This window comes from Mariniflexile soesokkakense (assembly GCF_039650365.1).
Taxonomy (GTDB): domain Bacteria; phylum Bacteroidota; class Bacteroidia; order Flavobacteriales; family Flavobacteriaceae; genus Mariniflexile; species Mariniflexile soesokkakense.
Window position 1 is genome coordinate 577,310 of sequence record NZ_JAZHYP010000001.1, and the last position, 13,153, is coordinate 590,462.

Here is a 13,153-nt window from a genome sequence, read left to right on the forward strand (position 1 = left end):
TACAGATGACATAATGTCTCGCCATGATGTTTTAAACAAACACTGTACTTTGGTGCTGGTGCGTTGGGGGTTGCAGTGAAAAGCCCACAGCGAGGTACGAGCGAGGACTTGCATGTAAAACCCGACCCTTGTGGTAACGCCCAAAAAACTATTCGAAACGGATGGCTTTTACTGGCGATATTTTGGTGATGATGTACGAAGGTACTAGCAGCATGAGTAAACACAGTAGTAAGGTGCCAATGTTTAAGGATATTATATAGCTAAAACTAATGTAAACGGGTGCTTCGGTCACGTAATACACGCCAGGATCTAACGGGAATAGTTTGAGGTATTTTTGTGCAAATAGCAAGCTTAAACCAATAAGGTTTCCCCAGAAAAGACCTAATATAATTAGGTAACTGGCGTTGTATAAAAATAGCTTGCGGATGCTCCAATTGTTGCTGCCTAAGGCTTTTAAAACACCTATCATTTGGGTGCGTTCTAGTATTAAAACCAGCAGTGCGGTTATCATGTTTATGCCCGCTACCAAAATCATGATGCCAATAATGCCATAAATATTTTTATCAAAAATACTTATCCACTCAAAAACGGAAGCGTATTTATCGGTTATGGTTTGGGTGTTTAGTGTGGATGGGGTGGCTCTATAAATTTCGATGCCTTTTCTTGGAAGCTGGTCGTAATCGTCAATAAACACTTCAAAATTGCCAATTTGATCTGCATCCCACTTACTGATGCGTTGTATGTGGCGAATATCGCCTAAAAGATATTGCGCATCCAACTCTTGAAACCCTGAATTGTAAATCCCCACAATTTTATAGGTAATAATATTTGGCAGTTTCTCAGCATCGTCTTTAGGGAACACCATTTGAAAGGTATCGTTTGTTTTAAACCCCAACCTATTGGCTAAATATTGCGAAATTAAAACATCTTCGTTTCTGTCTTTGGTGTAATCTGGTAGTTTGCCTTCAATTAAAAACTCTTTAAAGTAGTCCCAATCATAATCGGCTCCCACCCCTTTAAGGTAGGCTGCTTCAAAATCGGTTTCGGTTCTAATAACGCCAAACCTGGAAGCTACTGCTTGAATATGTTTTACGCCTTCAACCTCCTTAAACTTGGGGTAAAAATCTTGTTTTTTAGATATAGGAACCAAACTTTCCTGCGAATTGTTGCTATCGTAATTTGTAATAGTAACATGCCCATTAAATGCCACCACTTTATCACGAATTTTTTGCTGAAGCCCTATGCCTGTTGCAATGGCTACCATCATAACCACAATACCAATAGCAATTGCTGCAATACCAATTTTTATTATTGGTGCCGAAACACTACTTTTATACGCTTTACTACCAATAATGCGTTTAGCTAAAAAAAACTCGTAATTCAAAATATACTATGCGGTTTAATGTTGCCAAAAATACAGTTTTATTATTTGTTTTAGGAATGATTTCTTGCGGAAACTTTTCGAAAAAGAATGTCGATCCATTGGTAACAGAAGACGGAAGACCAATGACCGAAGAACAAACACCAAAAAACCAAACCCCCGAAATAATAGTTGGTGCCAACCAAACCGATGTTTATTTACCATTGTTGAAAGGAAAACGTGTTGGTGTTGTGGCGAACCAAACTTCTGTAATATTTAAAAAGATGATAGACGGTAGACAGAAGACGGTAGACCCAAACTACACCCACCTTGTAGATTCACTTATTGCTTTAAACATTGATATAAAAACAGTATTTGCACCCGAACATGGATTTAGAGGTACTGCCGATGCAGGCGAACATATTAAAGATGGTATTGACACAAAAACGGGCATCCCTATTGTATCACTTTATGGGGACAATAAAAAACCAAAATCCGAACAGCTTAAAAATATGGATATCATCATTTTTGATATTCAAGATGTTGGAGCGCGTTTTTACACGTATATTTCGTCGTTACATTATGTGATGGAAGCTTGTGCTGAAGCTAATATTCCTGTATTAATTTTAGACCGCCCCAACCCTAACGGACATTATATTGATGGCCCGATTTTAGATATGGAACACAAAAGTTTTGTGGGCATGCACCCTATTCCCGTGGTTCATGGCATGACTATTGGTGAATATGCTAACATGATAAACGGTGAAAAATGGTTAAAAAACGGTATTCAATGTGAATTGAAAGTGATTCCTAATAAAAATTATACACACCAAACAACTTATAGTTTGCCCATAAAACCGAGTCCTAATTTACCAAATGACACTTCCATAAACCTTTACCCAAGTTTATGTTTTTTTGAAGGTACGAATGTGAGTGTGGGGCGTGGAACAGATAAACAGTTTCAAGTGATTGGAATTCCTTTTTTTTACCTAAAAAGACATAATTTTGACTTCACCCCTAAACCAAATGAGGGTGCGAAACAACCTTTATATCAAGGCAAAGTTTGTCATGGTTATGATTTATCTAATAATGAGCCATTAAATAGTTTAAACTTAAATTGGTTAATTGAATTTTATAAATCAAATCAACAATACGCCCCAAAAGAAATATTTTTCAATGCCTTTTTTACGAAATTAGCAGGGACTAAAAAATTACAACAACAAATTGAAGCAGGTTTAACAGAAACCGAAATAAAAGCCACATGGCAAGAAGGATTAAACACCTTTAAAAAAACAAGAAACAAACACTTAATTTATAAGTAACTTTAACAGTAATGAAAAGAATTATTGCTTCTATAATGCTTCTTTTAAGCGCTATAGGATTTACCCAAACTACTGAAAGCCCAACAGAAGTTAAAACAAGAACAGCCAATAAACTTGCTAAAAAATTTCTGCGAAAACATGGCATTACGGGCATGTCCATATCGGTATCTCAACATGGCGAACTCCTTTGGTCTAAAGGATTTGGGTTTTCAAACAGAAAACCAAGAACACGCGTAAAACCAGACAGTACCATTTTTAGAATTGCCAGTATTTCAAAATCTATTACTGCACTTGCTTTAGCTAAATTAATTGATGATAAATTGATTGATTTAGATTCTAGTATCTATAATTTTATACCCGATTACCCAAAGCAAACGTATGATATAACCGTAAGGCATCTTGGTGGTAACTTAGCAGGAATTCGTCACTACAAAGACAACTCGGAATATGCTTTAAACAAAAAAATGAGCATTACTGAAGGGTTGGATTTATTTAAAAACGATCCGCTTTTATTTGAACCAGGAACTCAATTTAATTACAGTTCTTTTGGATATGTTTTATTAAGTGAAGTGATGCAAAAAGTAACCCACATTCCTTTTGATACTTTTGTAACCGACACCATTTTCAAGCCTTTAAACATGACACATTCTATGATGGATGCATCAGACGTTATAGTTCCTAATTGTACCCATTTTTACAAAAATTCATTATTAAAAAAACATATCCCCGCTAGTCCTGTTTGTAATGAATTTAAGATTGCTGGAGGCGGTTTTTTATCTACATCTGAAGACTTGATTAAATTTGGAAACGAACTCATTTCACCAAAAATAGTATCTAAAGAAACTCTTTCTCAAATTACGACATCTCAACATTTAAAAACTGGAGAAAGAACAGGCTATGGTATTGGCTTTTCGGTTGAAACTTCAAAAAATAGCACACCAAAATATTATCATACGGGAGGTGGCGTAGGCGCTTCAACTATTTTAATGGTATACCCTAAAGAAGAACTTGTTATTACCGTTTTAGCTAATACCACAGGTATTTCAATGCCAGATTTTGGCAAAGAACTTGAAGCTGTTTTTATTGATTAAGATTTGAAACTGGAAAGATTTTTTTCTAATCGCTATAGCTAAAGCCTAGCCCTTAATCCGTTTTTTCATTTCTTCAACAATGTTGAATGCTGCCGGACAAATAGCCACATTCTTTAAAGTTAAGTTGGAAATTTGCTGGAACTTTTTCCTATCAGTATGCGGAAACTCACGACACGCTTTTGGGCGCACTTCATAAATTGAGCAATAATTATCGGTATCTAAAAAAGTACAGGGTACACTTTGCAACACGTAATCGTTATCTTCATCAATCTGCAAATACTGATTGATAAACTGTTGTGTTTTCATTTTAAAATGTTTTGCAATACGCTCAATATCCTTGTCTGTAAACAATGGCCCGGTGGTTTTACAGCAATTGGCGCAGTCCAAACAATCCGTTTTTTTAAACTCGGCATCATGTAAATCTTGCATCACATAATCCAAATTTTTGGGCGGTTTACTTTTTAGCTTCGCGAAGAATTTTTTAGTCTCGTTATGCCTATCTTTGGCGAGCTTTGGAAGGTTTTTTAGAAATTGTTCCAAGTTGTTTGTTTCAAGTTTACACATCAAAAATATAACTTTTAAACCTGAAACTTTTTAAACTTTAAACTTTTTATTTTGAAAGATTTATTTGGAAAAGCCTTATTAGATTACCAAAACGGACGTTATACCGAAAATATTATCACCTCTACCAATATTTCAGAGGAAGACGATTTGCCACTACCCTATTTATTTCGTTCGTTTAAAGAAATGCCCAAACTGGAGCAAAAAGCATTGAAATTAGCCAAAGGAAGTATTTTGGATGTTGGTTGTGGTGCAGGAAGCCATAGTTTATATTTACAAGAAAAAGGGTTTAAAGTAAAAGCCATCGATATATCAAAAGGGGCTATTGAAGTGGCCAAACAACGAGGTATTTTACATGCTGAAGTAAAACACATTTTAAACGAAACTGAAAACTTTGATACCATTTTATTGCTGATGAATGGTACGGGCATTTTTCAGGAATTGGTTCAAGTCTCAAAATACTTATCGCATTTAAAAAGTCTGTTGAATTCAAACGGACAAATTTTCATTGATTCATCGGACATTCAGTATATGTATGAAGATGAAGACGGTGGCGTTTGGATGGATATGAATGCTGCTTACCATGGCGAACTCGACTACTTTTTAAGCTATAAAGGCGACGAAGAAGACCCTATGAAATGGTTGTATTTAGATTTTGAAAAATTACAATTGGCCTGTGAAACCGTTGGACTGAAATGTGAATTAGTTGCTGAAGGAGAGCATTTTGATTATTTGGCACAATTATCATTGTAATAATTCACCAAATCTTCTAAATCTTTACGTTTATACTTTTCATCCTCAATTTTTGAAACTAAACTAGAGCAATCGCTAAAATACTCTGATGCCCGTTTTTTAAATGACTTTAATTCTGCATAATTAAAAACAATGGCTTCACTATTATCTCTCACCAACAATGATTCTTTATAAATACGCAATCTATTATCAGAAGAGTTAGAAACAGATCTTTGAACTAATTTAACGGTTCCATCTATAATAAGTTCTGCAAAACCAAGTTTACTTTTCTTTTCATTCTTAATTACAGGAATATATGCTGTTTGTTTTTTTACTCTTCTACCATTTACTTTTAAATCCAAATCGAAAAAAACTTTTTCGACTTCTTCAGGACTAAATTTTGTTCCTTTTCTTTGTTTAATTTCAGTGTTAAAATAAATTAAGTATTCTTTTGAATCTGAAGACAAAGGAAACCCTCCTTTAGCTTCAATCATCGTCAATCTAGCTTTACCTTTTAAGATTTCTCCACTTTTTAAATAAATTTCTGCATCTGTCAAATCTTTATATTGTGCATTTATAAAAAAAGTAACAAAGAACAAAAAAAATGTAATTGAGCTTTTTAACATCATTAAAGTGAATTTTTATTAAACAACGCTTTTTATGCACTAAAAATCAAATTTATAAGTAGCCCCTGCTAAAAACTGTGCACTTTGTACCGGGAAGTTTTGCCATTTGTGATACCCTTCATTTGCAATATTATTCGCTTTTGCAAATATGGAAAGTTGGCTATTTACATGGTAGCCCACATGTGCATTAGCATCAAAATAACTATCTAAATTTACGGTAAAAGGCGTTGTAGCCGTCATGCCATCATTTAAAAAGAATTGGTCTTTACGTTCGCCTACATAAAACAAGTTAGCACCAGCAAACCACTTTTCGTTTATTTGATAATCTAAAAACAAAGAGCCTTTAAAATCTGGTAAATTCCACGCTTCGGCTTCATCATCAGTTTTATAAGTAAATGTTTCTGCTTTTAATCCTAATTTGAAATTTCGGTTTACATCTACATTTATTTCGCCCGAAACACCCCAGGTTTTTACATTATCGTACACAATTCCAAAGGAGTTACCATACGAATAATCTTGAGTAGTTAATGTAATTTCATTATTTCTAAACAAGGCTTTACTTCTATCGGCTAAATAACGTCCGCTAATGTTATAACTCACGTTGCTGGTTACTTTTCCTTTTAAACCCACATAAGCATTATACAATTGATCTGTAGGTGTAATTTCCAAAGTTGGCGATACAAACGGGTTTTCATTAGCAAAACCATAATACGAATTCTGAATTAAATCTCCTTGTATGCCTCCATAAGCAATCAATACATCGTTTACCAATCTATAGGTTGCGGTTACATTTGGGTATAAATATATTTTGCTGTCATCTGCTTCATTATCTCTCATGTAAAATAATGACACGCCTAAATTTAAGGTTAAATCGTCTTGTTTAAGCTCATACGTTGGAGAAATACCTACTTGAATGTTTCCGTAGTTTAACTCATTTACCGTGTTGTAACCCCTATCAAAACCTCCGCTTAAATAATCAATAACCACATCGGTAGCAATTTCGTAATCATTAATCGGCACATCTACCTTTCCTTTAAATCTAAATCTATTTTCTGCTGAACCTTGATTATCTCCAAAACGTCTGAACAAGAAACTAGCTGAATTAATATAGGTATCTTCAAAAGAAATATCGCCACCTAAATGCGCATTAAAAAAAGAATGATCTACTTGAATGTTATTGGATTGTGATGCGGCTAGTTGCGACTGGGGAACACCATACCAATTATACCTTTGGTAACCAACACCACCTTCTACATTCCACGCCAAATCTCGTAAGCGTGATGAATAATTTACATTTGCTTTTGAATTAAGAAAATCGTCATCATAAGATAAGCCTTCAATACCGCCTCCAGATGAATGATGGCTTACATAACCACCTACACTTTCGGTTCGACTAATAGCATGATTTAAATACACTTCACCTAAAATAGTGGTGTAGGTACCAACTCCTAAAGTCGCATAATTATCATATAGTTTTATAGGCTTTGCTTTATCTACAACTGCCGCTTTTCCTTTTGCAGGTGTGAACGTTGAAGCCACTGGAAACGAAAATATGTTGTACTTGATTTCCTTTTTAGCTTGTGTCGTTTCATCATCGGTAGATGGTACTTCCTTTACCTTAAAAGCATCCGATATGGTTGGCGTATACGGTTTTACAACGTCTATAACCCCTGTATTGATGGTGTCGTTTGATTTCACTTGAGAGAAAGCAAAAGTTACACTTAGTACAAAAACTGCTGATAATATATTTTTTATTTGCTTACGCATATTTTATATTTTTGATTTACGATTGACGAATTACGATTTTTGATTTTGAGGTTTCGACTGCGCTCAACCAGACACTTTTAACTTTTAACTTTTAACTTTTAAAAAACTAATTTTGTCCTGCTTGAATAGACGAATTGGTTTTTGCTTCTTGTGCTTTTATTTTGCTTAATTCCGCTTTTGCTTCGGTAACCACATCATTAAATTCTGTGAAATTTTGAATCACGCTTTCTAAAATATAAGTGGCTTGAAATGCATCTTTTAAAGCGTAAAAATTCTTAGCCATAAGCACTAATCCTTTGGCACTGTAATATTTATAACCTGAAAAATCTTTTGCCAGTTTTTGTACCGTTGTATTTGAGGCTTCATACTTCGCTTCTTTATTTTTAAAATAGGCATTGTAATACAAAGCTTCGGCAGCTGTTTCACCTGTGGCAACGGTTTCTACTTTTGCATAGGCTTCTTTTGCTTTGGTTTCATTGTTAGTTTTTATAGCTGAACGTGCAATAATAACATTCGCATCGGCTTTAATTTTATTATCAATAGTTGAATTCGCTAATACTTTTTCTGCATAAGCTACCGCCTTGTTATAGCTTTCCAATTGGTAATTAGCTTTCATTAAATTCGATTGTGCAAATACTACGTTTTGCGGAAAGTTAGCTTCATCTTCCAAACGTTCCAACAACGGAATGGCTTTGTTCCAATCTTTACTTTCTAAATAAAATTGCGATAAACGCGATAAGGCTTCTTCAGAAAACTCACTTCTTGAAGTTTCCACAACATATTTGTAATGTGGTGCCGCATTACTTACCAATCCTTTTTTATAGTACAATTGCGCAATATAAAAGTGCGATTGTAAGGTATGCAACCCGTTTGAAAACTGGTTTAAATAACCATTAAATTGCATGATGGCTTTATCGGTATTATTGTCTAAATACTGTTTTTCGGCAGCTTCATAAGTAGCATTGTCTAAATCGGCATCAGTTACCTCTACATATTTTAGGGTTTTCACCCAACTAGCATATTCGTTAACGCGCCCTAAATCAATATAAATCAAACGAGCTGTTGATACGGCTTGAACAGCTTCCGGTGTATCTGGATATTCGCCTGCTACTTGTTTAAATTTGCTTAATGCCTGTTCATTTTTACTGCCATTATAATACACCAATCCTTGACGCAATAATGCTTTTGGCACAAACGAACTCATTTTGTATTCTGAACTTAAACGATTATAGATTTGCATCGCTTTGTCGGTATCACCCGCTTTTACGTAGGTATTCCCCAATTCGTACATAGCATCATCACGAAGTTTCGATTTTGGATATTCTACAATAAACTGTTCTAATTCTTTTATCTTTTTTGAATCTTGCCCAACATAACCAGAACTAATGGCTTTTTGGAAAAAGGCATAATCGGAATCTGCCGTATTCAACTTTATGGCACTTTCATAAGCGTTTATGGCATTTTTATAGTCGCTCGACACAAAATAGGCATCACCCAAACGTAAATAGGCATCATTCAAACGCACATTATCCGTTTTTTTATTTGATGCAATAAATTGACCGAAATACTGTGCTGTTTGTGAATAGTTTTTCAACTTAAAATACGTGTAAGCTAAGTTATAATCTATGTTTTTATACTCAGGTGTAGATGCCGCTGCTGTTTGCTGTTGAAACTGTTTAAAACTGATTAAAGCATCGTTGTAATTGGTTAAATTATAATCGGTTTCAGCTTTCCAAAAAGTGGCTCTTGCTGTAAAATTAGCATCTCGTGGTTCTTTTAAAGAGGCTTCAAAAAGATTTTTTGCTTCTATATAACTATTTTCATTATATAATTCCAATCCTCTATAAAATGCTACTTTTTGATAAGCTGCTTTATTTTCAAAACTCTTTTTACCTTCTAATAATTTAAGCGCTTCTTTATAGTTTTTTGAAGTGATGTACGAATCAATCAACAACGTTTCAATTTCTTCCTTATAAGTAGTTTTTGGATATTTATCTAAATAAGCTGCTAAAACTTGTGGTGCCGATTGGTATGGATTCCCAATGTCGTAACTGATTTTAGCATAATTTAACCAAGCATCTTCTTGAATTTTTAAATCGAAATCCATTTCAGAAGCATTTTTAAAAGCATTTAACGCTTCCTGTTTTTTGTTCAATTTAATATAACTTTCACCTAAATGATAATAGGCATTTTGTGCAATGGAGTTAGTACCTCCTATAATTTTATTAAATTCTGAAATGGCTTTTTCATAATCTCCTTGTTTGTAATACGCGTACCCTAATTGATAGAAATCGGTATTGCTCCACTTTCCGTTTTTGCCTTTGTAAGCTTGCAAATACGGAATGGCTTCGGCATATTTTTTTAAGTTGAAATAGCTTTCTCCTATAATTTTTGAAAGTTCGGACACTTCATTTTTATCACTGCTCTTTAATTTCGCTTTAGCAAGTTCAATAGCTTTTTCAAAATTACCTAGTTTAAAATTTAAATCGGCTTGATAGTAGGACAGCTTTTCTTTGTATTGTTCTTGGTTGCTAACTTGGTCAAAATACTTATTGGCATTTTCGTAATCATCGCCTTCATAAGCCATAAAACCAATATAATATTTAGCTTGCGAACCATATTGCTTTGAGTTTTCTACACGAGTTAAATACTGTTTGGCTTCTTTATATTGTTTACTTGAAAATGCCGAATAGCCGTTGTTGAAATAAAATTTTTCTTTTTCGTTTCTTCCTAATCCGCTTTCATCTACTTTATCGTACCATTTTCTGGCATAAGCATATTTTCCGTTTTCAAAATAATAATCGGCAACATCCACATAAGCAGTGTTACGTTTGGTACTTGTAGGGTAGTCTTCAACAAAATCCTCAACCAACTTATCTGCATTTTGCTGATTTAATCGCACGGCGCAATTGGCAATATAATAAGCACAATCGGACAACAATACCGTTTCTTTCGTGCTTTTTTTAACACTTCCAAATAAAGATTGTGCTGCAAGATATTGTTGATTATTATAAAGGGATAGAGCTTTTTGGTACTCTGTTAAATTGCTGGTGTAAGTGGCAGATTGTTGCGCCCATATTTGAAAACTAAAACTTATGGCAACCAGAAGGGAAACACTGTTTTTTATAGTCATTAACGATTCGTTTTTAATTTAAAATCAAAGATAATTCAATATAAATCTTATAACGCAACAATCGTGCTATAATTATAAACCGACTTATTAAAAGTTTAAAAAAAGGAAAAAGTCGCAGTCGCAGTTGCAGTTTTCAGTCTCACCCACCCGAAAAAAACTCTTAGTAACTTCGAATCTTTGATTCTTTGAATCTTTGATTCTTTGAAACTTTTTACTTTTAACTTTCAACTTTCAACTTTTAAATAATACATTTACAACGTTTAAAAAAGTCGAAAACAATTATGCCTACTCCTATTTTAGAATTAAAAAACGTATCTATTTATCAAGGTGATAGCTTGGTGCTTTCTAATGTAAATGTTGAAATAAACAAAGGTGACTTTGTTTATTTAATTGGAAAAACGGGTACCGGAAAAAGTAGTTTTATGAAAACACTTTACGGCGATTTACCTTTAACCGAAGGTGAAGGCCATATTGTAGATTTCGATTTAAAAACCTTAAAAGAAAAGGACATCCCTTATTTAAGACGCAAATTGGGCGTGGTTTTTCAAGATTTTAAATTACTATCAGACAGCACAATAAACGAAAATTTACTCTTTGTTTTAAGAGCTACAGGATGGAAAGATAAAAACGAAATGGACAAACGCGTTGATGAGGTTTTAAGTAAAGTAGATATGAAAACAAAAGGTTTTAAATATCCACATGCACTTTCTGGTGGTGAGCAACAACGTGTGGCTATTGCCAGAGCGTTGCTTAACAACCCCGAGCTTATTCTTGCCGATGAACCAACTGGAAATCTTGACCCACAAACCAGCATTGAAGTTATGGAGGTTTTACAAGAAATAAACAAGAATGGCAATACCATATTAATGGCTACCCACGATTATGCCTTGCTATTAAAATACCCTAGTAAAACGCTGAAGTGTGAAGATAGTCAGGTTTTTGAGGTGGTGCAGAGGAAAGCATAAATATGTATCAATTTCTTAAAAAAAATATCAAATCACTTGTACCAAAGGAATATTTATTTAAAAATGAATTGCTGTTTCGCAAATTTTATGGTGTTTTTTATTCAGGAAACAAACATGAATGTAATGTATGCAGCAACAAGCTCAGAACATTTATACAACTAGAGAGCCACGAATTACTTTGTCCGTTTTGCGGAAGTTTATCGCGAAACAGAAGACTATGGGAATTACTAAAGAAAGATAAACACCTAAATGGTAATCTACTTCACTTTTCACCTTCAAGAAGCCTTTACAGAAGCTTGAAAAAGATAGAATCTATCGATTATTATAGTAGTGATTTTGAAAACGAATTTTTAGCTGATTATAAATTTGATATCACAAGTATCGATCAAGAAGACAACAAATTTAATACTATTATCTGTTATCATATACTAGAACATATTGTTGATGACAAAAAAGCTTTAAACGAACTATATAGGGTTTTAAAGCCTGGAGGCACTATTTTTATACAAACACCATTTAAAGAAGGAAGCATCTATGAAAATTTTTCAATTGTTTTGCCAAAAGACAGATTAAAACATTTTGGACAAGACGATCATGTTCGAATATATTCTGTTAATGGATTAAAAGAAAGATTAAAAACCGCTGGCTTTAAAACTGAGGAAAAAACATTCAATAATCAGGGTAATGGTTTCTATTTTGGTTTTAATTCGCAAGAAACTGTTTTAATAGCAACAAAATAATGAGGTTTTTACTTTTTTTTATAAATATGTGGATTTTTACGAATGCCTTTTTTAAAAATTTTTCGTATCATCATTCTTAAATTAGCATCTAAATCTAAGATTATATTTTTAAAAGTATCTTCAGGACGTCCTCTAAATTTAGTAATATGAAATTTATCGGTTTCCTTTAAAGCTTCATCACTAAAATAATAATTCGAAATACAACATCTACTTCTATCTACAGTTACTTTATTTACCGAATGCCATGAAGTATCATGAGTTGCCATTACAACTAATCGGTTAAACTTGCTCTCTACTAAAACAGGCTTCTTTTTAGGGCCATTTGGCCACAATTCAAGATGCCCTCCGTTTTCTATTTCCCAATTGGGTGTGACATAATATAACAAGTTAAGCACACGCCAACGCTCGCGTTCAGCATCATGGGAATTATCTAAATGTGGATTTAAAAAATTATGCTGAGCCATAAGTGACAAACCCCCAGCATACAACGATTCATCTGCATAAAGGGACTTTATTCCACATATATCGCCTATTAAATTTACCACTTTTTCATCTTGAAATGCATAAATAACCTCCTCTAAAAGTTTATTATGTTTATCCATTTGAGCAGAAACACATTTATATTCGCGAATGCTTTTTAAAATCCGCATTTCAGTTTTATCAGGAAATGCATCAAAACAGGCTTGAGCTAAATCTTCAGGCAATAAATCATCAATGTAAAAGCACCCAATTTGATTTTTTGATGCTGAATAAGCCACCTTAAGGGCTTCTTTTACACTATCAATTTTATCAACTATTAAATTTGAAATCTCTTTGGAAGTTAAACCAGTCATAAGCCTATTATTATACATTGCAA

General features: G+C 33.7%; 11 protein-coding genes. 5 read left to right on the plus strand and 6 right to left on the minus strand.

Features of this window, described 5'->3' with window-relative positions; genetic code table 11:
• Positions 1–148 precede the first annotated feature (148 nt).
• Positions 149–1,384: an ABC transporter permease gene (locus VP395_RS02655; RefSeq protein ID WP_346240156.1), complete on the minus strand. Its 1,236-nt coding sequence runs from the start codon at positions 1,382–1,384 to the stop codon at positions 149–151.
• 8 nt (positions 1,385–1,392) lie between these two features.
• On the opposite strand from VP395_RS02655, the gene VP395_RS02660 reads away from it, so the two are divergent.
• Together VP395_RS02660 and VP395_RS02665 are read left to right on the plus strand one after the other, a co-directional pair.
• Positions 1,393–2,682 carry an exo-beta-N-acetylmuramidase NamZ family protein gene (locus VP395_RS02660; RefSeq protein ID WP_346240157.1) on the plus strand — a complete coding sequence of 430 codons (1,290 nt, stop codon included), beginning with the start codon at positions 1,393–1,395 and terminating at the stop codon, positions 2,680–2,682.
• 11 nt (positions 2,683–2,693) lie between these two features.
• Complete coding sequence (locus VP395_RS02665) at positions 2,694–3,773, plus strand: serine hydrolase domain-containing protein (RefSeq protein ID WP_346240158.1); 1,080 nt, start codon at positions 2,694–2,696, stop codon at positions 3,771–3,773.
• 45 nt (positions 3,774–3,818) lie between these two features.
• Here the strand turns inward: VP395_RS02665 and VP395_RS02670 are convergent, their stop codons facing one another.
• A complete protein-coding gene (locus tag VP395_RS02670) occupies positions 3,819–4,337 on the minus strand; it encodes a YkgJ family cysteine cluster protein (RefSeq protein ID WP_379884147.1) in 519 nt (172 codons plus the stop codon).
• Positions 4,338–4,388: 51 nt separating this feature from the next.
• Between VP395_RS02670 and VP395_RS02675 the strand changes: the two genes are divergently transcribed.
• Positions 4,389–5,087, plus strand: a complete 699-nt coding sequence (locus VP395_RS02675; RefSeq protein ID WP_346240160.1) for a class I SAM-dependent methyltransferase — start codon at positions 4,389–4,391, stop codon at positions 5,085–5,087.
• Here the strand turns inward: VP395_RS02675 and VP395_RS02680 are convergent.
• The 3 genes from VP395_RS02680 to VP395_RS02690 form a co-directional block, all read right to left on the minus strand.
• Positions 5,063–5,695: a hypothetical protein gene (locus VP395_RS02680; protein WP_346240161.1), complete on the minus strand. Its 633-nt coding sequence runs from the start codon at positions 5,693–5,695 to the stop codon at positions 5,063–5,065. The genes VP395_RS02675 and VP395_RS02680 overlap by 25 nt on opposite strands.
• Before the next feature lie 36 nt (positions 5,696–5,731).
• On the minus strand, positions 5,732–7,459 hold the full coding sequence (locus VP395_RS02685) for a porin family protein (RefSeq protein WP_346240162.1): 1,728 nt from the start codon (positions 7,457–7,459) through the stop codon (positions 5,732–5,734).
• 106 nt (positions 7,460–7,565) lie between these two features.
• Positions 7,566–10,592 (minus strand): tetratricopeptide repeat protein, encoded by a 3,027-nt coding sequence (locus VP395_RS02690; RefSeq protein WP_346240163.1) that lies wholly within the window; start codon positions 10,590–10,592, stop codon positions 7,566–7,568.
• A 281-nt stretch (positions 10,593–10,873) separates the two neighbouring features.
• Here VP395_RS02690 and VP395_RS02695 point away from each other — a divergent pair, with 281 nt between their 5' ends.
• Positions 10,874–11,557, plus strand: coding sequence for a cell division ATP-binding protein FtsE (locus VP395_RS02695; protein ID WP_346240164.1), 684 nt, complete (start codon positions 10,874–10,876; stop codon positions 11,555–11,557).
• 2 nt (positions 11,558–11,559) lie between these two features.
• Complete coding sequence (locus tag VP395_RS02700; protein ID WP_346240165.1) at positions 11,560–12,297, plus strand: class I SAM-dependent methyltransferase; 738 nt, start codon at positions 11,560–11,562, stop codon at positions 12,295–12,297.
• Between the two features lie 8 nt (positions 12,298–12,305).
• Here the strand turns inward: VP395_RS02700 and VP395_RS02705 are convergent, their stop codons facing one another.
• On the minus strand, positions 12,306–13,130 hold the full coding sequence (locus VP395_RS02705) for a 2OG-Fe(II) oxygenase (RefSeq protein WP_346240167.1): 825 nt from the start codon (positions 13,128–13,130) through the stop codon (positions 12,306–12,308).
• Positions 13,131–13,153 lie beyond the last annotated feature (23 nt).